The sequence below is a fragment of the Nocardioides sp. SRI_004 genome, from assembly GCF_057586415.1.
In genome coordinates this window covers 15,317-37,090 of the sequence record NZ_JBYCZV010000019.1, presented here as the reverse complement: position 1 = coordinate 37,090, position 21,774 = coordinate 15,317, and the positions used below count along the sequence as shown (strand labels likewise).

The 21,774-nt window shown below is 72.6% G+C and carries 22 protein-coding genes; 14 read left to right on the top strand and 8 right to left on the bottom strand.

The window, feature by feature from the left end; genetic code table 11:
• Nucleotides 1–55 precede the first annotated feature (55 nt).
• The 5 genes from dapE to AC2YHB_RS21715 all read left to right on the top strand — a co-directional run bounded on the left by dapE (nucleotide 56) and on the right by AC2YHB_RS21715 (nucleotide 4,461).
• Nucleotides 56–1,156, top strand: a complete 1,101-nt coding sequence (dapE, locus tag AC2YHB_RS21735; RefSeq protein WP_179650364.1) for a succinyl-diaminopimelate desuccinylase — start codon at nucleotides 56–58, stop codon at nucleotides 1,154–1,156.
• Entirely contained in the window at nucleotides 1,153–1,881 is a 729-nt protein-coding gene (locus tag AC2YHB_RS21730) for an LOG family protein (RefSeq protein WP_036541003.1), read from the top strand. The genes dapE and AC2YHB_RS21730 overlap by 4 nt, the downstream gene beginning before the upstream one ends.
• A gap of 7 nt (nucleotides 1,882–1,888) precedes the next feature.
• Nucleotides 1,889–2,575: a DUF6278 family protein gene (locus tag AC2YHB_RS21725; RefSeq protein ID WP_373366955.1), complete on the top strand. Its 687-nt coding sequence runs from the start codon at nucleotides 1,889–1,891 to the stop codon at nucleotides 2,573–2,575.
• A 132-nt stretch (nucleotides 2,576–2,707) separates the two neighbouring features.
• Nucleotides 2,708–2,875, top strand: coding sequence for a DUF3117 domain-containing protein (locus tag AC2YHB_RS21720; RefSeq protein WP_082612288.1), 168 nt, complete (start codon nucleotides 2,708–2,710; stop codon nucleotides 2,873–2,875).
• Complete coding sequence (locus tag AC2YHB_RS21715; protein ID WP_036541006.1) at nucleotides 2,872–4,461, top strand: leucyl aminopeptidase family protein; 1,590 nt, start codon at nucleotides 2,872–2,874, stop codon at nucleotides 4,459–4,461. The genes AC2YHB_RS21720 and AC2YHB_RS21715 overlap by 4 nt, the downstream gene beginning before the upstream one ends.
• A gap of 83 nt (nucleotides 4,462–4,544) precedes the next feature.
• Here the strand turns inward: AC2YHB_RS21715 and AC2YHB_RS21710 are convergent, their stop codons facing one another.
• On the bottom strand, nucleotides 4,545–5,201 hold the full coding sequence (locus tag AC2YHB_RS21710) for an O-methyltransferase (RefSeq protein ID WP_308645619.1): 657 nt from the start codon (nucleotides 5,199–5,201) through the stop codon (nucleotides 4,545–4,547).
• Between the two features lie 152 nt (nucleotides 5,202–5,353).
• On the opposite strand from AC2YHB_RS21710, the gene sigE reads away from it, so the two are divergent.
• From sigE to AC2YHB_RS21695, 3 genes are all read left to right on the top strand, one after another.
• Nucleotides 5,354–5,992, top strand: coding sequence for an RNA polymerase sigma factor SigE (sigE, locus tag AC2YHB_RS21705; RefSeq protein WP_257026912.1), 639 nt, complete (start codon nucleotides 5,354–5,356; stop codon nucleotides 5,990–5,992).
• A gap of 67 nt (nucleotides 5,993–6,059) precedes the next feature.
• A complete protein-coding gene (locus AC2YHB_RS21700; protein WP_179650365.1) occupies nucleotides 6,060–6,572 on the top strand; it encodes an anti-sigma factor family protein in 513 nt (170 codons plus the stop codon).
• A gap of 46 nt (nucleotides 6,573–6,618) precedes the next feature.
• Nucleotides 6,619–8,085 (top strand): S1C family serine protease, encoded by a 1,467-nt coding sequence (locus tag AC2YHB_RS21695; RefSeq protein WP_179650366.1) that lies wholly within the window; start codon nucleotides 6,619–6,621, stop codon nucleotides 8,083–8,085.
• Nucleotides 8,086–8,110: 25 nt separating this feature from the next.
• Here the strand turns inward: AC2YHB_RS21695 and AC2YHB_RS21690 are convergent, their stop codons facing one another.
• The 3 genes from AC2YHB_RS21690 to AC2YHB_RS21680 form a co-directional block, all read right to left on the bottom strand.
• Complete coding sequence (locus AC2YHB_RS21690) at nucleotides 8,111–8,407, bottom strand: hypothetical protein (RefSeq protein ID WP_179650367.1); 297 nt, start codon at nucleotides 8,405–8,407, stop codon at nucleotides 8,111–8,113.
• 9 nt (nucleotides 8,408–8,416) lie between these two features.
• Nucleotides 8,417–9,043, bottom strand: coding sequence for a hypothetical protein (locus AC2YHB_RS21685; RefSeq protein ID WP_179650368.1), 627 nt, complete (start codon nucleotides 9,041–9,043; stop codon nucleotides 8,417–8,419).
• 105 nt (nucleotides 9,044–9,148) lie between these two features.
• Nucleotides 9,149–9,385, bottom strand: a complete 237-nt coding sequence (locus tag AC2YHB_RS21680; protein WP_179650369.1) for a helix-turn-helix domain-containing protein — start codon at nucleotides 9,383–9,385, stop codon at nucleotides 9,149–9,151.
• Nucleotides 9,386–9,600: 215 nt separating this feature from the next.
• Between AC2YHB_RS21680 and AC2YHB_RS21675 the strand changes: the two genes are divergently transcribed.
• From AC2YHB_RS21675 to AC2YHB_RS21665, 3 genes are read left to right on the top strand one after another with little or no spacing between them, the layout of a single operon-like run.
• Nucleotides 9,601–10,197 (top strand): hypothetical protein, encoded by a 597-nt coding sequence (locus AC2YHB_RS21675; RefSeq protein WP_179650370.1) that lies wholly within the window; start codon nucleotides 9,601–9,603, stop codon nucleotides 10,195–10,197.
• A gap of 7 nt (nucleotides 10,198–10,204) precedes the next feature.
• The gene (locus AC2YHB_RS21670; protein WP_179650372.1) at nucleotides 10,205–11,443 is read left to right on the top strand and encodes a CpaE/TadZ family protein; all 1,239 of its coding nucleotides are present in this window, start codon (nucleotides 10,205–10,207) and stop codon (nucleotides 11,441–11,443) included.
• A 7-nt stretch (nucleotides 11,444–11,450) separates the two neighbouring features.
• Complete coding sequence (locus AC2YHB_RS21665) at nucleotides 11,451–12,107, top strand: class I SAM-dependent methyltransferase (protein WP_308645620.1); 657 nt, start codon at nucleotides 11,451–11,453, stop codon at nucleotides 12,105–12,107.
• Here the strand turns inward: AC2YHB_RS21665 and AC2YHB_RS21660 are convergent.
• Both AC2YHB_RS21660 and AC2YHB_RS21655 read right to left on the bottom strand, forming a co-directional pair.
• Nucleotides 12,097–13,437, bottom strand: a complete 1,341-nt coding sequence (locus tag AC2YHB_RS21660; protein WP_487354605.1) for a hypothetical protein — start codon at nucleotides 13,435–13,437, stop codon at nucleotides 12,097–12,099. The two genes, AC2YHB_RS21665 and AC2YHB_RS21660, sit on opposite strands and share 11 nt — an antisense overlap.
• Entirely contained in the window at nucleotides 13,434–13,790 is a 357-nt protein-coding gene (locus AC2YHB_RS21655; RefSeq protein WP_179650374.1) for a cupredoxin domain-containing protein, read from the bottom strand. The genes AC2YHB_RS21660 and AC2YHB_RS21655 overlap by 4 nt, the downstream gene beginning before the upstream one ends.
• A gap of 165 nt (nucleotides 13,791–13,955) precedes the next feature.
• Between AC2YHB_RS21655 and AC2YHB_RS21650 the strand changes: the two genes are divergently transcribed.
• Together AC2YHB_RS21650 and AC2YHB_RS21645 are read left to right on the top strand one after the other, a co-directional pair.
• On the top strand, nucleotides 13,956–15,422 hold the full coding sequence (locus AC2YHB_RS21650; protein ID WP_036541016.1) for a wax ester/triacylglycerol synthase family O-acyltransferase: 1,467 nt from the start codon (nucleotides 13,956–13,958) through the stop codon (nucleotides 15,420–15,422).
• A 43-nt stretch (nucleotides 15,423–15,465) separates the two neighbouring features.
• On the top strand, nucleotides 15,466–15,657 hold the full coding sequence (locus AC2YHB_RS21645) for a hypothetical protein (protein WP_036541018.1): 192 nt from the start codon (nucleotides 15,466–15,468) through the stop codon (nucleotides 15,655–15,657).
• A 21-nt stretch (nucleotides 15,658–15,678) separates the two neighbouring features.
• Here AC2YHB_RS21645 and AC2YHB_RS21640 read toward each other — a convergent pair whose 3' ends face one another.
• Together AC2YHB_RS21640 and AC2YHB_RS21635 are read right to left on the bottom strand one after the other, a co-directional pair.
• Complete coding sequence (locus AC2YHB_RS21640) at nucleotides 15,679–16,167, bottom strand: DUF2505 domain-containing protein (RefSeq protein WP_179650376.1); 489 nt, start codon at nucleotides 16,165–16,167, stop codon at nucleotides 15,679–15,681.
• 1 nt (nucleotide 16,168) lies between these two features.
• Nucleotides 16,169–16,651, bottom strand: a complete 483-nt coding sequence (locus AC2YHB_RS21635) for a DUF2505 domain-containing protein (RefSeq protein WP_179650378.1) — start codon at nucleotides 16,649–16,651, stop codon at nucleotides 16,169–16,171.
• Nucleotides 16,652–16,801: 150 nt separating this feature from the next.
• On the opposite strand from AC2YHB_RS21635, the gene AC2YHB_RS21630 reads away from it, so the two are divergent.
• Nucleotides 16,802–21,739 (top strand): NAD-glutamate dehydrogenase, encoded by a 4,938-nt coding sequence (locus AC2YHB_RS21630; protein WP_179652426.1) that lies wholly within the window; start codon nucleotides 16,802–16,804, stop codon nucleotides 21,737–21,739.
• Nucleotides 21,740–21,774 lie beyond the last annotated feature (35 nt).

Here is a 21,774-nt window from a genome sequence, read left to right as displayed (position 1 = left end):
GGACTGCGGCGGGTCAGGCGCACGGACGTCGGGGGCGGGCTGGTTGACTGTGACCGTGCCTGCCCTCGACCTGTCCGCCGACGTCGTCACCCTGACCCGCCAGCTGGTCGACATCGAGTCGGTCAGCCGCGACGAGCAGGCGATCGCCGATGCCGTCGAGGCGGCGCTGCGAGCCCTCCCGCACCTCGAGGTCGTACGACGCGGGCACACCGTCGTCGCGCGCACGGCCCTCGGCCGGGCGAGCCGGGTGGTGGTGGCCGGCCACCTCGACACGGTGCCGGTCAACGACAACATGCCCAGCCGGCTCGACGAGGCGGCCGGGATCCTGCACGGGCTGGGCACCTGCGACATGAAGGGCGGCGACGCCGTCATCCTCCGGCTCGCCGCGACCGTGACCGAGCCGGTGCACGACGTGACCTACGTGCTCTACGAGGCGGAGGAGATCGACTCGGCCTACAACGGCCTCCGGCTGCTGGGGGAGTCGGACCCGGAGCTGCTCGCGGCCGACTTCGCGATCCTGATGGAGCCGTCGAACGCCGTCGTCGAGGCCGGCTGCCAGGGCACCCTGCGCGTCGAGGTGCGCACCCGCGGCGAGCGGGCGCACTCCGCGCGCAGCTGGCGCGGCGTCAACGCGATCCACGGCGCCGCCGAGGTGCTGGCCCGGCTCAACGCCTACGAGGCGCGGCGCCCGGTGATCGACGGGCTGGAGTACCACGAGGGCCTCAACGCGGTCGGCATCAGCGGCGGCGTCGCCGGCAACGTGATTCCCGACGAGTGCGTGGTCACCGTGAACTTCCGGTTCGCCCCCGACCGCTCGGAGGCCGAGGCGCTCGCCTTCGTCGAGGACTTCTTCGACGGCTTCGAGACCACCCTGACCGACAGTGCGTCCGGGGCCCTGCCGGGGCTGGACCGGCCGGCAGCGCGGGCGTTCATCGATGCCGTCGGTGGCGAGGTCAACCCGAAGTTCGGGTGGACCGACGTCGCCCGGTTCACCACGCTCGGCGTGCCCGCGGTCAACTACGGCCCGGGTGACCCGATGCTGGCCCACAAGCAGGACGAGCACGTCGAGACCGCCCAGATCGAGCGCTGCGAGCAGCAGCTGCGGGCGTGGCTGCAGGGCGAGGCCGCGCCGACCGACCGCGAGGAGAAGCCATGACCCGGCGCAACGGACCCGGACCCCGGCCCAGCAAGGGCCGTCCCGAGGGCTCGACCACCGACCAGCGGCTGCTCGACAGCCGCGGCGACGGCGGCTGGGTCCACACCGACACGTGGCGCGTGCTGAAGATCCAGGCCGAGTTCGTCGAGGGCTTCAACGACCTCGCCGAGCTCGGGCCGGCGATCTCGGTCTTCGGGTCCGCGCGGATCCCCGCCACCCACCCGGCCTACGACATCGGCGTCCGGGTCGGCAGTGCGCTCGCGAAGGCGGGCTTCGCGGTGATCACGGGCGGCGGGCCGGGCGCCATGGAGGCGGCCAACAAGGGCGCGATGGAGGCCGGCGGCGAGAGCGTCGGCCTCGGCATCGAGCTGCCTTGGGAGGCCAAGCTCAACGACTACGTCGGGTTCGGGCTCAACTTCCGCTACTTCTTCGTCCGCAAGATGATGTTCGTGAAGTACTCCCAGGGCTACGTCGTGCTGCCCGGCGGCCTGGGCACCCTCGACGAGCTGTTCGAGGCGATGACCCTGTCGCAGACGCTCAAGATCACGCAGTTCCCGATCGTGCTGATGGGCGTCGAGCACTGGCGGGGCCTCATCGACTGGATGCAGGGCTCGATGCTCGAGGACGCCCGGATCAAGCAGTCCGACATCGACATGCTCACCCTGACCGACGACGTCGACGAGGCGGTCGAGCTGATGGTGGCCGCCCGCGAGCGGCACGCCTGAGGTCGCCGTGTCCGATCCGATGATGTGGATCTTCGCCGTCCTGATCGTGCTCGCCATGGGCGGCGTCGCGATGCTCGCGGCCGGCTACGGCGAGCCGATGACCCCGACGTACGACGACCGGCCGGACGCGCTCGTCCCCGCCCACCGTCCCGTCGGCCCCGGCGACCTGCGCAAGGTCCGCTTCTCGCTGGCGCTGCGCGGCTACCGGATGGCCGAGGTCGACGCCCTGCTGGCGCGCCTCGCGTCCGAGATGGAGGGTCGGTCCCCGCACGCGGAGCTGGCGGCCGCGCCCGATCCCGCGGGCGTGGTCCACGTGCCGAGGGTGCGGGAGACCGCCGAGGAGTGGGCGGCCGCCCACCCCGCCGGGGAGGACATCCTCGACTTCTCACTGGAGAGCGTCGACCAGGTGGAGTCCTTCCTCGACCAGTGGTCGCGGCGGCCGGACCGGGCCGACGCCGAGGACAACGACGACGTCTGGGCGGCCGGTGCCTATGTCGGCGAGATCCTCGTGCGCGCCGTCCCCGGCGCGGTGTGGGTGCACCACCCCGACTTCGAGCCGCTGCCGGTGGTGGAGATGCCGTCCGGTCGGTTCGAGAACCCCATCGGCAAGGCGATGAACCGCTACGAGGGTGACGAGAGCGACAGCATCGCGTTCTACCTGGAGGCGGCACTCGCCGCCGAGCAGCGCGCCTGACCTCCAGTCCGCGGACCGGGTTCGGCGAGGGGCGCTGCATGGTTTGTGTGGCATGGGCGATAATGGTCCGGCGCACAGTCGGGTGCACAGGGCGCCCGACAGCACGCTGAGGTAGTGGAAGAGGGGTGCCGCATGGCGGCGATGAAGCCTCGGACCGGCGACGGTCCGCTCGAGGTGACCAAGGAGGGGCGCGGCATCGTGATGCGCGTCCCGCTCGAGGGCGGCGGCCGTCTCGTGGTCGAGCTCAACGCCGAGGAGGCTTCCGCGCTCGGCGAAGCGCTCAAGAACGTCGTCGGGTGACCTCACCCGCTGCCAGCACCCGGCCCGTCCTCCCCGGACAGGTCAACCCTCCCGAGTTCGCGCTCAGCGACCTCCTTCCGGGAGCGATCAAGGGCGTCGACGTCGTCGCGCTCCCGGTCCTCCCGGCCGACGGTGACGGTGCCGTCCTGCTCGGGCCCGGTGCGGCCGAGCTCGCCGACGAGCTGGGCATCGACCTGGTCGGCATCGCCGAGGTGCACGGGCTGACCGGTGCCACCGCCGAGGTCGCCGTGGTGCCCGTGCCCGGTGGCTCGCCCGCCAACCCGGACCTGCAGCTCGTGGTGCTCGTCGGCGTCGGCGCCGCGACGACCACCGACCTGCGCCGGGCCGGCGCCGCGCTCGCGAGGGCGACCCGTGACCGGGCCGCTGTCGCGACGTCGATCCCGACCGTCCACCTCGACGCCGACGACGCGGTCGAGGCGTTCGTGGTCGGCACGATGCTCGGCGCGTTCGTCTTCCACTGGCGCTCCCAGGGACCCGAGCACACGCCCGTACGCCGGGTGGTGCTCGCCGGCCCGACGGTGAGCGCCGACCGCTCGGTCCTCGAGCGGGCCGTCGCGCTGGGTGGAGCCGGCTGGCGCTCGCGGCTGCTCGCCACGGTGCCCTCCAACCTGAAGAACCCCGCCTGGCTGGCCGAGCAGGCGAGCGACCTCGCGGCCGTCGCCGGCCTCGACGTCGACGTCTGGGACGAGCAGCGGCTCGCGGCGGAGGGCTTCGGCGGGATCCTCGCCGTGGGTGCCGCCTCGGCCACGCCGCCGCGCCTGATCCGCCTCGACTACACGCCGGGCGGCATCTCGGCCCGCGCGGCGAAGAAGCTCCCGTTGGTCGTCCTCGTCGGCAAGGGCATCACCTTCGACACGGGCGGCCTCTCGATCAAGCCGAGCGCCTCGATGGGCTCGATGAAGCGCGACATGACGGGTGGCGCCGTCGTCCTCGCGACCATGGCGGCGCTGGCCGACGTCGACTGCCCGGTGCGCGTGGTGGGGCTGGTCGCCGCCGCCGAGAACGCCATCTCCGGCAGCGCGCTGCGGCCCGGCGACGTGATCACCCACTGGGGCGGTCGCACCACCGAGGTCGGCAACACCGACGCCGAGGGCCGCCTGGTCCTCGCCGACGCACTCGCGTACGCCGTGGCGAAGCTCGACCCGGCCGTCGTCGTCGACGTCGCCACGCTCACCGGCGCGGTGAAGGTCGCGCTGGGTCAGCAGGTCGGCGGCCTGTTCGCCAACGACGACACCCTCGCCGACGCCCTCGCCGGTGCGGGGGAGCGTGCGGGCGAGCCGCTGTGGCGGTTCCCGCTGTACGCCGGCTACGAGGACAAGCTCGCCTCGAAGATCGCCGACGCCTCCAACGACCCCGGCGGGGCCGGCGCGATCACGGCCGCGCTGTTCCTGCAGCACTTCGTGGGCGACGTACCGTGGGCGCACCTCGACATCGCCTCCGTCGGCGACGTCGAGAAGGAGTGGCACGAGTGGACCGTCGGACCCTCGGGCTTCGGCGCGCGCCTCCTGCTCACCTGGCTCGGCAGGCCCGACCCGGTCGCCGGTGTGGGGGACCAGCCGAGCTAGCCAGGCCGGCAGCGTGGCGGGAGGCGCGCGATGGCAGCTTGCTGCCTCCCGTCATCGCGCCGGAGACACGCTCGGACACATCATCAGTCCGACTCGGGGACCCATTCCTTCTTGGCGACGAGCAGGCCGTCGCCGACGGGCAGCAGCGCGGGGACGAGACCCTCGGTCGCGGCGACCTGGTGGACGAGGTCGCGGATCGCCACGGTCTCCTCGTCGCGCTGGGACGGGTCGGCGACCCGGTCGTGCCACAGGGCGTTGTCGAACGCCACGACCCCGCCCGGGCGGAGCAGGCGCAGCGCCTCGGCGAGGTAGGCGCCGTACTCACGCTTGTCACCGTCGGCGAAGACGATGTCGTAGTGGCCGTCGGTGAGGCGGGGGAGCACGTCGAGGGCGGAGCCCGCGATGGTGCGCACCCGCTGCGGCGCGATGCCCGCCTCCTTGAAGGACTCGCGGGCGAGCCGCTGGTGCTCGGCCTCCACGTCGACCGTGGTCAGCACGCCGTCGGGGCGCATGCCGCGCAGCAGCCAGACGCCCGAGACGCCCGTGCCGGTGCCGATCTCGACGACCGCTCGGGCCTCGAGGACCGCGGCGAGCAGGCGCAGCGTGGCGCCCGCGCCCGCGCCGATGGGGACGACGCCGACCTCCTCGGCGCGCGCCCGGGCAGCCGCCAGGACGTCGTCCTCGTCGACGTAGGTGTCGGCGAAGGTCCAGCTGGTCGCGTTGATGGGTGTCGGAGCCACGGTCCCACCCTAGGGCGTTGCGGCCGCCGAGGCGGGGAGGCGGCACGGGGCACCGGGAACAGCGGCTTCCCGCCGTTCGTTGGGGTCAATGATCAACGAGTTCACAGGGAACGTTCAGGACCGACCCCTACCGTGAGAGGAGCCAGGAGACCTTGGCACTGATCCAGCGGAAGAAGGCCACGATGAAGGAGCCCGTCGATACCCAGCAGGCCCGCCCCGAGCACGATGTGCCCGGCGCCCCGGAGCTGAGCTGGGAGAGCATCGTCGAGGAGCACTCCGACCGTGTCTACCGCCTTGCCCTGCGCCTGACGGGCAACCGTCACGACGCGGAGGACCTCACCCAGGAGGTCTTCGTCCGGGTCTTCCGCTCGCTGCACACCTACACGCCCGGCACCTTCGAGGGCTGGCTGCACCGGATCACCACCAACCTGTTCCTCGACCAGGCCCGTCGCAAGCAGCGGATCCGCTTCGACGCCCTCTCCGACGAGCGGGCCGCCCGGATCGCCAGCGCCTCGCCGGCCCCTGAGCTCGCCTACGCCGACCAGACCTTCGACGACGACGTCGAGGCCGCCCTGTCGGCGCTGCCGCCCGACTTCCGCGCCGCCGTGGTGCTGTGCGACATCGAGGGCCTCAGCTACGAGGAGATCGCCGAGATCCTCGGCGCCAAGCTCGGCACGGTGCGCTCCCGCATCCACCGCGGCCGCGCGCTGCTGCGCACCGCGCTGGCGCACCGCGCCCCGACCGCCGGCCGCACGCAGTACGCCGGACCGGCTCCCGTGGGGGCGCCGTGAAGCACGCCACTCGATTCCCCACCTCCCCCGCTTCGCTCCTCCGGCGGACAATCGATCGGGGACCCCGGTGATCGGCCACCTCGGCAACCGCGTCAGTGCCCTCCTCGACGGCCAGTTGTCCCCGAAGGACACCGAGGACGCCTGGGCGCACGTCTACACCTGCCACGCCTGTCGTGACCTCGTCGAGCGCGAGGGCTGGGTCAAGACCCGGCTGGCCGGGCTCTGCGGTGGCCAGGGGGAGGCCCCGTCCGGGCTCAAGGGCTCGTTGATGAGCATGCCGCCGGGCGACGCGCTGCTGGCTGCGCCGACGCACCACGGCCCCGGTCGTCGTACCTCCGGCGCGGTGATGATCGGTGGCAGTGCCGTCGGCGCCGCCATCCTCGGTGTGGTCGCCCTCGGGTTCGCGACGGGCACGGCACCGCCCGCCGACCGCCGCCCTCCCGTCACCCAGATCAACACCGCCGTCCCGACCGCGCCCAGCACGCCGGCGCCGTCCTCCAGCACGGGCGGCGGCACGGGCGGCACGACCCCGGGCGCCGGGCTCGGCCAGCCCATCCCGGTGCGCCGGGTGCTGCCCTGACCGACCGCCCGCAGCCGGCGCTGGGGGGATCGGCAATGATGTACAGGTGAACGACGAGCTCGACCCCGACCGGGAGCCCACCCAGCCGATCGCCGCGGACGACGCGTCCGCGCCGGCGCCCGAGCGCCCCGTCGAGCCGTCGCCCGCGCCCGTGCCGGCCCAGCCCGTGTCGCAGTGGGCACCCCCGGCGCCCGGCGCGCCCCGGCTCCCCGACGCCGCGGCGCCCGACGCCGCCCCCGAGCCGACCGCGATCCTGCCGGCCGAGCCGCTCGCTGCCCCGATCGGCGCGCACGCGGGTCCTGCGCCCTCGATGGCTCCCTCGCTGATGCCGCCGGCCCCGACCACGCCGCCGACGACGGCCGACCTCTCGGTCCGGCGCCCGTCGGCCGACTCCGTCGCCGCCACCGGCGCCCGGATGCGCTGGCCCCTGGTCGCGCTGCTGGCGCTGGTCGTCGGCCTCGGCGGTGGCTTCCTCGGCGCCCTCGGCTACGACAAGCTGGCCGACGACGACGTCTCCGGCCCCGGGTACGCCGACGGAGGGCTCTCCGACGTCGACCTCGAGGACGCCGCCCCGCTGGCGGCCCCCGGCTCCGTCGCCGACGTGGCGAAGGCGGTCCTGCCCAGCACCGTCCAGATCCTCGCCGAGTACGACGGCCAGGAGGCCGGCGCGACGGGCTCCGGCTGGGTGCTCGACGGCAACGGCCACATCGTGACCAACAACCACGTCGTCGCCGACGCGGCCAAGGACAACGGGCCGATCGTCGTCATCGACCACGACCGCAACCGCTACGACGCCGAGGTGGTCGGGCGCAGCCCCGTCTACGACCTGGCGATCCTGTTCGTGAAGAAGCACGACGACCTCAAGCCGGCCAAGCTCGGCTACTCCGCCAAGCTGCAGGTCGGGGAGCCCGTCGTCGCGCTCGGCTCGCCCCTGGGCCTGCCGGACACCGTCACCTCGGGGATCGTGAGCTACCTGCACCGTCCGGTCAGCACCGGCTCGACGGCCGACGACTCGTCGTACATCGACGCGGTGCAGACCGATGCGGCCATCAACCCCGGCAACTCCGGCGGCCCGCTGGTCAACCAGAAGGGCGAGGTGATCGGCGTCAATTCGGCCATCGCCACCGCGGGCGGCGGCTCGGTCGACAAGGAGGCCGGCAACATCGGCGTGGGCTTCGCGATCCCGGTCGAGCAGGTGCGGATCACGGCCGACCAGATCCTGAAGTCGGGCAAGGCGCAGTACCCGTTCATCGGAGCCAACGTGAAGCCCGGCTCGGGCCCCGACGGCAAGGGTGCGGTCCTCGACTCCATCATGAAGGCAACGCCCGCCGAGAAGGCCGGCCTGAAGCCCGAGGACGTGATCCTCGCGGTCAATAACCAGCCCGTCTTCGCCAGCGTCGACCTCGTCGTTGCCATTCGCACCTATCAGCCCGGCGAAACTGTCGAGTTCACTGTTGTGCGCGACGGCGACACCAAGCAGGTCAAGATCGTCCTGGCTGGCAAGGACGGCTGATTCATCCCGCGGTCTGGTCGCGCCGTCAGCGCGCCAGAGCTGAGACTGCCGCGGGGATTGCTCCCAGCAGCGCGGCGCACGCGATCAGCGTGCGCCGCGCAGACGCCGACTTGAGCAGTTCGCGTCGTTCCAGGACGGCCGCCATCAGCACCACCGCCGCGAACACGACGATGAAAGTGCCGTCCGTGAGCGCCAGTGACCTGGTCAGAGCCAGACTGGCGAGGACGTAAGTGAGCAGGAACGAACTGATCGCCGTGGGAAGCAGGGGGCTCGTCGCGGCCCACGCGCGATCCAGCTCGTCCCTACCGGGCGTCCTTGCCAAGGCAGCGCCTCAGAAGCAGTTGGTGGCGATGGCCGAGATGCCGAGGATCTCCCCGGCCAGTGCGGGCGCCGCCTTGCGCACGTCGGACCAGTTCCCCGCCTTGACCAACAGCTCTGCCGTCTTCCGGATGCCCCCGAGACTCTTGACGATCGAACCGGCCTTGGCGAGTGGCACGATCGCGAGCGTCACCGAAGCCACGCACTTGGTCACCTTCCACGTCGTCGACCAGAAGCCCGGATCGCCGAACCAGCCCCAGCCCCAGCGACTGACCACGACACGGGTGTTCGCCGTGCAGGAGACCACTCGAGAGGAACCGTCCTCAAAGATGCGGGCTACGTAGTTCTGGCAGCGCGGGAGCGGGTTGCTGCGTGCGGGGCGCAGGTTGATCTCCCGCTTGATGGCGTAGTAGATCCGGCTGCCGCTACGGAACTTGACGGTGCGGTAACGACAGGGGACCTCCGACGTGCGGCAGTCGCGGGCCGCGGCAGCTGCCACACGCTCGGCCTGGCCGGACGGAGCCGCGGGAGCGGCATGGGCCGGCGCGGCCACGAGGGCCGCGAGGGATGCCACCAGCAGGGCAGTGACAAGAGCGATGCTGCGCGTCCATGAGAGCGCGCGAGTACGACGGTCGAGCATGGAATGTCTCCTGGTCCCGAGTTGTGAGGAGTGCGAGAGGGCACTAGATCATGGGCGCCACACGAGGTCAACCCGTTTTGGCGAACCCTCGCAACAAGCGGGGCTTCAGACTTCGGAGTCGCTCTCCACGAACGGGTGCTCGGCGACGTACTCGCGGGTCGCCTCGTACTGGTTCGCGATGTACTCCTCCAGGCGCGTGCCCTCGACCCGCCACTGGCCGCGGCCGCCGATCTTGATCGCGGGCAGCTCGCCGCGACGGACCAGGGCGTAGACCTGCGCGCTGGACGTGTTCAGCACCTCGGCGACGTCGGCGAGGGTGAGGAACCTCGGGGTGTCGGCCATGGGTCCATCGTCGCACCCGAGCGCCTCCGCGCCGAACGCGGCACGCCCCGCTTGTGGACAGCCGGCCTGTGGAGGAGCGGGTGGCGCGCCGCGGCGACGGCCTGCATGATGTGCCGGTGTCCAGAGATCTCGGGAACTCTCCGGGCACGCCTGCCCCGCCCCCGGCCATCCGCGTGGCCCGGCCCGGCTGGCGTGACCCCAGGTTGTGGATCGGCGTGCTGCTCGTCGCCGGCTCGGTCGTCGCCGGCGCCCGCCTGCTGGCAGCCGCTGACGACACGGTGGCGGTCTGGGCGCTCGCCGACGACCGGGGGAGCGGCACGCCCGTGGTGGCGGCCGACCTCGAGGTGCAGCGCGTGCGCTTCGGCGACGACCAGGCGCTGGCACGCTACTTCCCAGCCGACCGGGACGTGCCGGACGGGCTGGTGCTGACCCGCGCGGTCGGCGCCGGCGAGCTGCTGGCCCGCTCGGCGGTGGCCGACGCGGAGAGCGACGAGGTGCTCCAGGTCCCGCTGGCGGTGGATCCCCAGCAGGTCTCCCCGGACGTCACCACCGGCTCCGTCGTCGACGTGTGGGTCAAGGACGGCATCGCCGAGCGGGCGACGGCGGACGACGCGAGCGACGCGACCGGCCCGGTCGGCGCGCCGGCGCTGAGCGGGGTGACGGTGCTCGCCGCCCCGGCCTACGACGACACCTTCGCGGTCTCCGGCACCCGCCAGGTCGTGGTGGCCGTCGACGACGAGCGGGCGGCCGCGTTCGAACGGCTGCTGGCCGGCCTGCAGGACCCGGTGATCCGGATCCTCCAGCGGTCGTGAGCGCGCGATGAGCTCCCCGGTCACGATCGTCCTCCTGGTCTCGACGGGGGCGGCGTGGGAGACCCGCGCCCTGGCCGCCCTGCAGGCGAGCCCGGCCACGGTGGTGCTCAAGCGCTGCGTCGACGTCGCCGACCTGCTCGCGACCGCCAGCACCGGCCAGGCGCACGTCGCGGTGCTCGCCGCCGACCTCGCCGGGCTCGACCACGCCGTCGTCGACGACCTCGGCCGGTACGGCGTCCGGGTGGTCGGCATCGCCACGGACGCCGAGCTGACCCGCCCCCGCGCGGCCCGGATCGGCCTCGTCACCCTGCTGGAGGTCGCCCGGATCGACGAGGTCGCCGCCCTGGTGGCCGCACTCCCGGCGGACCCGACGGAGCCGCCGGGACCACCCGAGCTGCCCGGCGTCGTACCCGGGGGTGCGGGGGAGGGCCCTCCCGCGGCTCCGGAGGCGGGCGCACCGGGCCGCGTGATCGCGGTCTGGGGGCCCGGTGGCGCCCCGGGGCGCACGACCCTCGCCGGCGCTGTCGCCGCCGACCTGGCGCGCCGCGGACTCAGCACGCTGCTCGTGGACGCCGATCCCTACGGCGGAGCGGTCGCACAGCAGCTGGGGATCCTGGACGAGGTGTCCGGCCTGCTCGCCGCGGCGCGGCTGGTCGCAGCGGGCACGGTCGAGCAGCGGTTCGCGACCGTGCAGCGGCGGCTGTCCGACCGGTTGCGGGTCATCACGGGCCTGCCGCGCCCCGACCGCTGGTCGGAGGTGCGGCCCGGCACGCTCACCGCGCTGGTCGAGCGGGCCCGCCTCGACGGCCAGGTGGTCCTCGACACCGGCTTCAGCATCGAGCCCGACCCGGCCGCCGACCTCGGCCGGCCGGCCCGCAACGACCTGACCCGCGAAGCCCTCGAGGTGGCCGACGAGGTGGTGCTCGTCGGCGCCGCCGATCCCGTCGGGCTGGCCCGCCTGGCCCGGGCCGTCACCGACCTGCGCGACCTGGTGCCCGACCTGGCGCCACGCATCGTCGTCAACCGGATGCGGCCGAGCCTCGGCTGGCGGGAGGCGGACGTCACCGCGATGCTCGCCGGGTTCGGCCCGAGCCGTGGTGTCCACTTCCTGCCCGACGACCAGCCGGCCGTCGACCGCGCCCTGGTCGCCGGGCGGCTCCTCGTCGAGTCGGGCGAGTCGCCGCTGACCCGCGCGGTCGGGCGCCTGATCGACGCCATGGCCGGCGGGTCCCCACGACTGCCATAGTGGCGGGGTGCCCCGGATCCCCGTCCCCGACGTGCTCCTGCGCGTCCTCGGCCGCCAGCTCGGCGGTCCGTCGGGGCCGCTCGGGGCGCTCGTCGCGCGCATGCTCAACAAGGGCAACGCGACCACGGTCGCCGCGGCGGTCGACGCGCTGGCGCTGACCGGGGGCGAGACGGTCGCCGACATCGGCTTCGGCGGCGGACTCGGACTCGACCTGCTCCTCGACGCATCCGGCGACACCGGCCGCGTGCACGGCGTCGAGCCCTCGGCGGACATGCTGGACCGCGCTCGGCGGTCCCATCGCGATGCCGTGGCGAGCGGCCGGCTCGAGCTGCACGAGGCGACGATGGCCGCGCTGCCCTTCGCCGACGGTGCCCTGGCGGGCTGGATCAGCGTGAACACCGTCTACTTCGTCGACGACCTCGATGTCGCCTTCCGCGAGACGGCGCGCGTGCTCGCCCCGGCCGGGACGGGCGTGATCGGCATCGCCGACCCCGCGTGGATGGGCCGCCAGCCGTTCACCCGCCACGGCTTCACGTTGCGGCCGGTCGCGGACGTGGTGGCCGCGCTCGCCGCGGCCGGCCTCGACGTCGAGCACCGCACGCTCGGGGACCGCGAGCCGGTGTTCCACCTGCTCGTCGGCACCCGGCCGTCCGTCAGGCGCTGAACAGCAGCATCAGACCGCCCGCGGTGAAGGTCACCATGACGGCCAGCAGCGGCAGCTGACCGGTCACCTGGTCCTTCCGCGGCAGCAGGGCCAGCGCCCGGTCGTGGGCGGCGATCGCCGCCACCACGTGTCCGACCACGACCGCGAGCACCTTGATCGTGGCGAGCGTCTGCGGGTGGTAGGAGAACCAGTACGACGGCTCGACGGCCGCCGTGCCGAGGATGTCCCAGCCCTTGCCGAACGGGTCGCTGGCCCGGGCGAGCGTCTGCGTCCCGACGTCGATGAAGAGCGTGAGGTAGTGCGCCACGATGTAACCGAGGATGATCGGCACGATCGAGTGCGCGTAGTGGCGCGGCAGGTCGCGCCGCGACACCTCGGCACCCGGGGGCGTCAGCGCGCTGCCGCCGCTGAACAGCAGGCCCGCGAGCAGCACGAAGCAGAGCAGGGCGACGTTGTCGAGGTAGACCTTGTCGATGCTGGAGCCCTGGTAGAACTTCACCCAGAAGGTCGACTCGCGGAACGAGTCGAACGCCGTGCTGCCGAAGAGCACCGCGACCACCGCGACCAGGCCGGGCAGCGGCGGGATCGTCGCCAGGTTGGCGAGCGGGCTGCGCAGCACCAGGCGCTCCTCCTCGTCGCGCGCCCACGGCGAGAGCTTCGCGATGAGCGAGGAGTAGACCTCGAAGGGGTCCGCCCGCTCGTAGAAGCGGTTGCCGAACACGGCTCCGCCGACGAGCATCGCGCCGACGTACACGGCACACCAGAACCGGACGGAGCCCAGCTCGGTCGGGTACTCGTAGGCGAGCTCCAGCCACACGAACGCGAACAGGCCGAGCGCGGCCGGCCAGTAGCCGAGGCGCTCGGGGTAGGGGACCAGCCCGGCGTCGGGGTCGCTGCCGGCGAGGCGCGCGATGCCGGCGTTGAGGGTGCGGACCGGGCTGATCGCCCTCCACACCGGGCCCAGCAGGGCCGAAGCGAAGACGAGCCCGACCCACCACCAGACGTAGAAGATGCCGAAGAACGGGTTGGTCAGGTTGTCCTGGCCGGCGACCGCCACCGCGACCGTGTACGCCGCCAGCAGGAGCCCGACCACGCGGGCGCCGACCCGGAAGGCCACCGACGACACGAAGGCGTCGAGCGGGGGCCAGATGACGCGGCCGGTGACCGGCTGGCCGTCGTAGCGCGGCCTGCGCCAGGCGACGACGAGGACGGTGAACGAGACGACGAGCGCGGCCACCGCGCCCGACACGGCCAGCTCGAGGGAGATCGGCAGGTCCGCCTGACCGCCGATCCCGTGCGCCTCGATCGTGCCGTCGGCGCCCCCGATCAACGGACCTCGAGCTGGACGATCACCTGGTCCAGCTCGTGCGACTCGACGGCGACGACGCCGGGCCGGTCGATCGCGATCGGCAGCGTGGTGGTGCCCGCGTCGTACTCCAGCTGCTGCTCCGGGTCGGAGTGGATGTGCAGCTCGCCGGGCTCGTCGGCGGTCACGACGAGGTCGACCGGCTGGCCGGCGTCCACCTTCACCCGGTCGCCGCTCGGGTCCACCTGGCCGTCCTTGATGGTGATGTCGATCGTCACCACGTCGTCGGAGCCGGCCTTCTCGTCGTCGCCGCAGGCGGTGACGGTGGCCAGCAGGGCGACGCCGGTGAGCACGGCGGCGACAGCGCGCAAGCGCATGGGTGGTCCTCCTCGTCGGGGAGCCGGCACTCGTCGGCCGACACTCGTGGACCGTGTCGGCCCGGCTCCAGGTTCTCTGCCAGAATCTCACGGTGACCCCAAGGCGTCCGGATGGGGCCGGACACCGTTGGTCCCCGGGGGTCCGCCAAGAGGTTGGAGAACGACGTGGTGGATCGGGTGCGTCCGCGCGACCTGACGTTCCTCGCTGAGGAGACGCCGGAGACGCCGCTGCACAACGCCACCATCGAGATCTTCGATCCCGGTGAGGGCGAGGGTGCCTTCGACCACGCGCGCCTGGTCGCCCTGATCCGCGACCGGATCGCGTTCGTGCCGCGCTACCGCCAGCGGCTCCAGACCGTTCCCGGCCACCTGGCCAACCCGGTGTGGGTCGACGACGAGAACTTCGACCTCGGCTTCCACGTCCGGCGCTCGGCCCTTCCGCGGCCCGGTACGTCGGCGCAGCTGCTCGAGCTCGTCTCCCGGATCGTCTCGCGCCCGCTCGACCGGACCCGCCCGCTGTGGGAGATCTACTTCGTCGAGGGCCTCGAGGGCGGCCGCGTCGCGCTGCTCTCCAAGACCCACCAGGCCCTCGTCGACGGGGTCCACACCGTCGACCTCGGCCAGCTGCTGCTCGACCTGCAGCCCGAGGCGCGCGAGCTCGACCCCGACGACTGGGTGCCGCGGCGCTCGCCCAACCCGGCCCGCCTCCTCAGCAGCGCCGTCCGGGAGAACCTCACCGACCCCGGCGTCCTGCTCGACACGGTGCGCACCGGCTCCCGGGCCGTCGCCCGCGAGGCCGACCGCCGCAGCAGCCGCGTGCGCTCCTTCGCCGCCGCGGCCACCGGGCGCCGGCCCAAGCGGCGCGGCGTCATCAACGGCCCGCTCTCGCAGCAGCGCCGCGTCGTGACCGTCGAGACCCGCCTGTCCGACTACCGCAAGGTCCGCGAGGCGCACGGCGGCACGGTCAACGACGTGATCCTCGCGACCGTCACCGGCGCCCTGCGGGCGTGGCTGATGACGCGGGCCGAGTCGATGGGCGGTCTGCGCCAGGTCCGCGCCGTCGTGCCGGTCTCGGTCATCGACGAGGAGCTCGAGGCCACATCACTGGGCAGCCAGATCGCGGCGCACTTCGTCGACCTGCCGATCAGCGAGACCAGCCCCGTCGTCCGGCTGCACCAGGTCTCGTACTCCTTCCAGGCGCACAAGGACACCGGCCGCAGCGTGGCCGCCAACCGGCTCGCCGGCATCGCCGGCTTCGCGCCGACGACCTTCCACGCCATCGGCTCCCGCGTCGCCAATGCCGAGCTGCGACGCGGCTACCAGCTGTCGGTGACCAACGTGCCGGGCCCGCAGACCCCGCTGTACGCCGCCGGCGCGCGGATGCTGGCCAGCTACCCGGTGCCCCCGTTGACGCCCGGCCACCCGTTGGCGATCAGCGTGACGTCGTACGACGGCGGGGTGTTCTACGGCATCACCGCCGACCGCGACTGGATCCCCGACGCCGAGCTCCTCGGCTCGTGCGTGCAGGAAGCGCTGGAGGAGCTGCTCGAGCTGTCGTCGGCGACGCGGGAGCGCGCGCCGCGCGGACGCCGCAACCCGAAGGCCAAGCCGAGGCCCAAGCCCGGTTCCTGACCCGCAGGGGTCGCGACGGCGCGGGTGGTGGGACGATGGGTCCGTGATCCCGCTGCACATGGGCGCCCTGCATCCCGCCGAGCAGGTCGCCACGATCGTCCTGGCCTTCGGGCCGTTCGTGGTGCTCGGCATCGTGATCATGGTCCGGCGTCGTGCCGAGCTCGAGGAGGAGCGCCGCGAGCAGGAGAGCGACACGGCCCGGCTCCCCGAGGGGGAACCGGGCCGCGACGACTGAGCGTGGTGCCGGGGCGGGCGGCTACGGCTGGCGCGCCAGCCACGCCTTCCCGGTCCGCTCCTCGGCGCGCAGCGCGCTCCCGAGCAGCTTCGCCAGCAGGTCCTCGATCTTCCCCGCCACGAGCGGGATCTTGACCGTCACGTCGAGGGTGACCGTCTCGTGGGTGACGCCGTCCTTCTCGACGAGGACCGCGGTGCCCTTCATCTCGCCCGGCTTGCCGGGGATGGTCACGTGGACGTCGGCGTGCGACGCGCTCGACCAGGCCTCGGTCTGCACGATCGTCACCGTGTCGCCGACGATCTTCTTCGCGAAGGCCGGGACCTTGTCGGTCGGCTGGGTCATCTCGATCCGGACGGCCTTCTCGTTGGCGTCGCCCTCGATCTCCGCCGTGTACGACGTCGCGCGCTGGTTGCGGCAGACCTCCTGCCGGAACTCCGGGTCCGACAGCATGCCCGCGACCTCGATCAGCGGTGCGTCGTACACCATCTCGTGCACCAGACGTGTTGCCATGTCAGCGATCTCCCCTCAGCCAGGCGATGCCCGTGGCGTGCTCCACGGACAGGCCCTCGTCGATGTTGTCGGCCATGATCTTCTCCAGCTTGCCCGCGATGAGCGGCACCTTGACGCCCACCTCGAGCTCCTGGACATAGGTCGTCCCGCTGCCGTCGGCAGTGAGCCGGATCGTCCCGACCATGGTGGTCGGCTTGCCCGGCGCCGTGATCTCGACCGTCCCCGAGGCCGGGTCGGACCACTCCTCGCGGATGACCGCGCGGGTGGTGTCGCCGGCGATCTTCTTGGCGATCGCCGGCAGTCCTGCGGTCCTCTGCACCTGGTCGCTGACCATCGTGAAGCCCTCACCCTGCGGGGTGATGGTCACGTCGATCGACACGACGTCCTGGGCGGCGGCGACCTTCTCCCGGAACGCCGGGTCCGCCAGCATGGCGAACACCTCGGCCGGGGCTGCCTCGTAGGCGAGCTCACGTCGGAACTTCATGGCGACATCATGTCGCACCCCGGTGGCCCGTGTACGGCAGCCGGGCGACGGCCTGTCGCAGCGACCGCCGGACCGTCTCGGATACGAGACGAATGCGGCCGCGTCAGGTTGTGGCCCGGGTCACCGGGGTCCTAGTGTCGAGACGTGTCAATGACGACGCTGCCGCCCTCGGCACCGGGGGCCGACCGTGACCGCATCTTCGAGCAGGCCGCCGCCGCGGCCGGAACACCGAAGGGGTCGGGTGGGCCGCCGCGTGACGCGCTGCCCGTGCTGCTTCCGGCCTACTACCGGCACGTCGCGACGGAGGAGCTGGCCGCGCGCAGCGACGTCGACGTGTACGGCGCCTTCGCGTCGCACCACCACCTCGCGCTGGACCGCAAGCCCGGCCAGGCGAAGGTGCGGGTCTTCACCCCGACGGTCGCCGAGCACGGCTGGTCCGCCGCCGGGCACTCGGTCGTGGAGGTCGTCGGCGACGACATGCCCTTCCTGGTCGACTCGCTGACCATGCTGCTCGCGCGGCTGGTCCACGACGTCCGGACCGTCGTCCACCCCACCTTCGACGTGCGCCGCGACGCCGACGGCCGCCTCCTGTCGGTCGAGCCGGTCGCGTCCGGCTCGGTCACGCCCGCCGAGGGCGCCGTGCGCGAGTCCTGGATGCACATCGAGGTCGGCCGCCTCGGCGGCGACGGCGACGACCACCCCGAGCAGGTCGCGGCCGCGTGCCAGCGCGTGCTGGCCGACATCCGCGCCGCGGTCGAGGACTGGTCCGGCATGCAGGGCCAGGTCACCGACATCGTCGACGGCCTCGCCGCCGACCCGCCGCCGCTCGACCCCGAGGAGGTGCGCCGCGCCCGCGAGCTGCTGGGCTGGCTCGCCGACGAGCACTTCACCTTCCTCGGCTACCGCGAGTACGTCCTGGACCACGTCGTGCTCCCCGGTGGCGAGGAGGCCGAGGACGTGCTGCGGCCGGTGCCCGGCTCCGGCCTGGGCATCCTGCGCGACAACCCGGGCGAGGGCGACACCTCGGTCGCGTTCAGCCGCCTGCCCGACGCCGTGAAGGCCAAGGCCCGCGAGAAGACGCTGATGGTCTTCGCGAAGGCCAACTCGCGCTCGACGGTCCACCGGCCGGCGTACCTCGACTACGTCAGCGTGAAGACGTTCGACGACGCCGGCGAGGTCGTCGGCGAGCGCCGCTTCCTCGGCCTGCTCTCCAGCGCGGCCTACACCGAGTCGCTGCTGCAGATCCCGCTGCTGCGCGAGAAGGTCGCCGAGGTCCTGCACCGCAGCGGCTACGACGCGCGCAGCCACGACGGCGCCGCGCTGCTCGACACCCTCGAGACCTATCCGCGCGACGAGCTCTTCCACACGCCGGTCGACGAGCTGTCGCCGATCGTGGAGGCGGCGATGCAGGCGCGCGAGCGCCGCGCGGTCCGGCTGTTCATCCGCCGCGACACCTACGCCCGCTACCTCTCGGTCCTCGTCTACCTGCCGCGCGACCGCTACAACACCGGCGTGCGCCAGCGGTTCGTGCAGATCCTGGTCGACCAGATCGGCCGGGGCCGGATCGGCCCTGACGACGTCGAGTTCAACGTCAGCATCAACGAGTCGACGACCGCGCGCGTGCACTTCGTGGTCCACCTTCCCAAGGGCGAGCTGGTCCCCGACGACATCGACACCGCCGACCTGGAGCGCCGCCTGGTCGAGGCGTCGCGCTCGTGGCAGGAGGACTTCCTCCAGGCCGTCATCGCCGAGTACGGCGAGGAGGTCGGCGCGCTGCTCGGCCGGCGCTACGTCGACGCCTTCCCGGAGGCCTACAAGGAGGACTTCAACCCCCGGGCCGCCGCGGTCGACCTCGGCCGGATCGAGGCCATCCACGGCGAGAGCGGGATCGACCAGTCGCTCTACGCCGACCTGGACGCGGCCGACGGCGAGGCCCGGCTCAAGGTGTTCCGGGTGGGGGAGCCGCTCTCGCTGAGCGGCGTGCTGCCGATGCTGTCGTCGATGGGGGTCGAGGTCGTCGACGAGCGGCCCTACGGCCTGACCGGCCTCGAACGTCGTACCCACATCTACGACTTCGGCCTGCGCTACGGCCAAGCCCTCCCGGACCACGCGCGCGAGCTCTTCGCCGATGCGCTGCGGGCGATGTGGGACGGCTTCACCGAGATCGACGGCTTCAACCGCCTGGTCCTGCGCGCCCAGCTGACCTGGCGCCAGGCGATGGTGCTGCGTGCCTACGCGAAGTACATGCGCCAGGGCAACAGCCCCTTCGCGCTCGACTCCATCGAGCAGGCCCTGGTCGACAACGTCGAGCTGGCCCGCCTGCTGGTGCTGCTCTTCGAGACCCGGTTCGACCCGGGAGCCGCGGACGGCCGCGCCGACCGCGAGGCCGGTCTGGTGGCCAAGATCAGCACCGCGCTGGACGACGTGGTCAGCCTCGACCACGACCGGATCCTGCGGTCCTACCTGACGCACGTGCAGGCGACCCTGCGGACCAACTACTTCCAGGGCGAGGACGGCGCCCCGAAGCCGTACCTCTCCCTCAAGCTCGAGCCGTCGGCCATCCCGGACCTGCCGGAGCCGCGGCCGAAGTTCGAGATCTTCGTCTACTCGCCGCGGGTCGAGGGCGTGCACCTGCGCTTCGGTGCGGTCGCCCGCGGCGGCCTGCGCTGGTCGGACCGGCGCGACGACTTCCGCACCGAGATCCTGGGCCTGGTGAAGGCGCAGATGGTGAAGAACACCGTCATCGTGCCGGTCGGCGCGAAGGGCGGCTTCTACGCCAAGCAGCTGCCCGACCCGGCCGGTGAGGGCGGTCGCGAGGCCTGGCTGGCCGAGGGCGTCGCCTGCTACAAGACGTTCATCCGCGGCCTGCTCGACGTCACCGACAACCTCGTCGGTGGCGAGACCGTGCCGCCGCCGCTCGTGGTCCGCCACGACGCCGACGACTCCTACCTGGTCGTCGCGGCCGACAAGGGCACGGCGACCTTCTCCGACATCGCCAACGGCGTCGCCGCCGACTACGGCTTCTGGCTGGGCGATGCGTTCGCCAGCGGCGGCTCGGTCGGCTACGACCACAAGGCCATGGGCATCACCGCCAAGGGCGCCTGGGTCTCGGTACGCCGCCACTTCCGCGAGATGGGCATCGACTGCCAGAACGAGGACATCACCGTCGTCGGTATCGGCGACATGTCCGGCGACGTGTTCGGCAACGGGATGCTCTGCTCGGAGCACATCCGGCTGGTCGCCGCCTTCGACCACCGCGACATCTTCATCGACCCGGAGCCGGACGCGGCGACGTCGTACGCCGAGCGCCGGCGGCTCTTCGACCTGCCCCGCTCCAGCTGGCAGGACTACGACCGCTCGCTCATCTCCGAGGGCGGCGGCATCTTCCCGCGCAGCGCCAAGTCGATCCCGATCAACGCCCAGGTGCGGGCCGCGCTCGGGATCGCCGGCCACGTCGAGCGGATGACGCCGGCCGAGCTGATGCGCGCGATCCTGCTCGCGCCCGTCGACCTGCTCTGGAACGGCGGCATCGGCACCTACGTGAAGGCGTCGACCGAGACCAACGCCGACGCCGGCGACAAGGCCAACGACGCGATCCGCGTCGACGGGGGCCAGCTGCGCGTGCGGTGCGTCGGCGAGGGCGGCAACCTGGGCTTCACCCAGCGCGGCCGGATCGAGTACGCCGTCGACGGGGGCCGGATCAACACCGACTTCATCGACAACTCGGCCGGTGTCGACACCTCCGACCACGAGGTCAACCTGAAGATCCTGCTCGACCGGGTCGTCCTCGCCGGCGACCTGACCGGCAAGCAGCGCAACGAGCTGCTCGCCTCCATGACCGACGAGGTCGCCGAGCTGGTGCTGCGTGACAACTACGAGCAGAACCTCGCGCTGGCCAACGCCGCGAAGAACGCGCCGTCGCTGCTGCACGTCCACGAGCAGTGGATGCACGACCTCGAGTCGCGTGGGCTGCTCGACCGCGACCTGGAGGCACTGCCGCCGACCCGCGAGGTGAAGCGGCGGATCGAGGCCGGGGGAGCGCTCACCCAGCCGGAGCTCGCGGTGCTGATGGCGTACACGAAGATCGTGCTCGCCGAGGAGCTGCTGGCCTCCGACCTGCCGGAGGACCCCTACCTCACCCTGGACCTGCAGTCGTACTTCCCGGCCCCGGTGCAGGAGGGCTTCCTCGACCAGATCGGCGACCACCCGCTGCGCCGGGAGATCATCGTGACCCAGGTCGTCAACGACCTCGTCAACGGCGCGGGCTTCACCTACTGGCCCCGCCTGGCGGGCGAGACGGGCGCCAGCCCGGCCGAGCTGACCCGGGCGAACTTCGTGGCGCGCGAGATCTTCGGCTCGCTCGACCTGCGGCGTGAGCTCGAGCAGTACGACAACGTGCTCGACGCTGCCCTCCAGACCCGGATGCGGGTGGAGATGCGCACGCTCGTGGAGCGCGCCTCGCGCTGGCTCGTCACCAACCGGCGCCCACCCATGGACAGCCAGGGCAATGTGGAGTTCTTCGCGACGCCGGTGCAGGAGACGATGCTCGCGCTCCCGTCGCTGCTGACCGGCGCCGAGCTGGCCGCGTACGAGAGCCGCCGGAAGTCGCTGGAGGCGCAGTCCGTGCCGCCCGAGCTGGCGTCGCGGGTCGCGTCCTTCGACGTCGCCTACACGCTGCTCAACGTGGTCGAGATCGCCGACCGGGCCGGCCTCCCGCCGGCCGAGGTCGCGCGGGTGCACTTCATGCTCGGCGAGCGGCTCGGCGTCTCGGCGCTGCAGCAGCGGATCGTCGACCTGCCGCGCGAGGACCAGTGGCAGACCATGGCCCGGGCCGCGCTCCGCGACGACCTGCACGCCGTCCACGCCCAGCTGACCGGCGAGGTGCTCGCCGCGACGGCCGGCCTGGAGCCGGAGGGGGACGAGGACCCGCTCGAGCTGGCGTCGCGCCGCGTCACGGTGTGGGAGGAGGCCGCGGGCGGTGTCGTCGACCACGCCATCGGCGCGCTGAACGCCATCTGCGCCGACGAGCCGACCGACATCGCCAAGGTCTCGGTCGGTCTGCGCGTGGTGCGGGGCCTGCTCACCTGAGCCGAATGTCGTTGAGAGGGCTCACCACCTTGTCC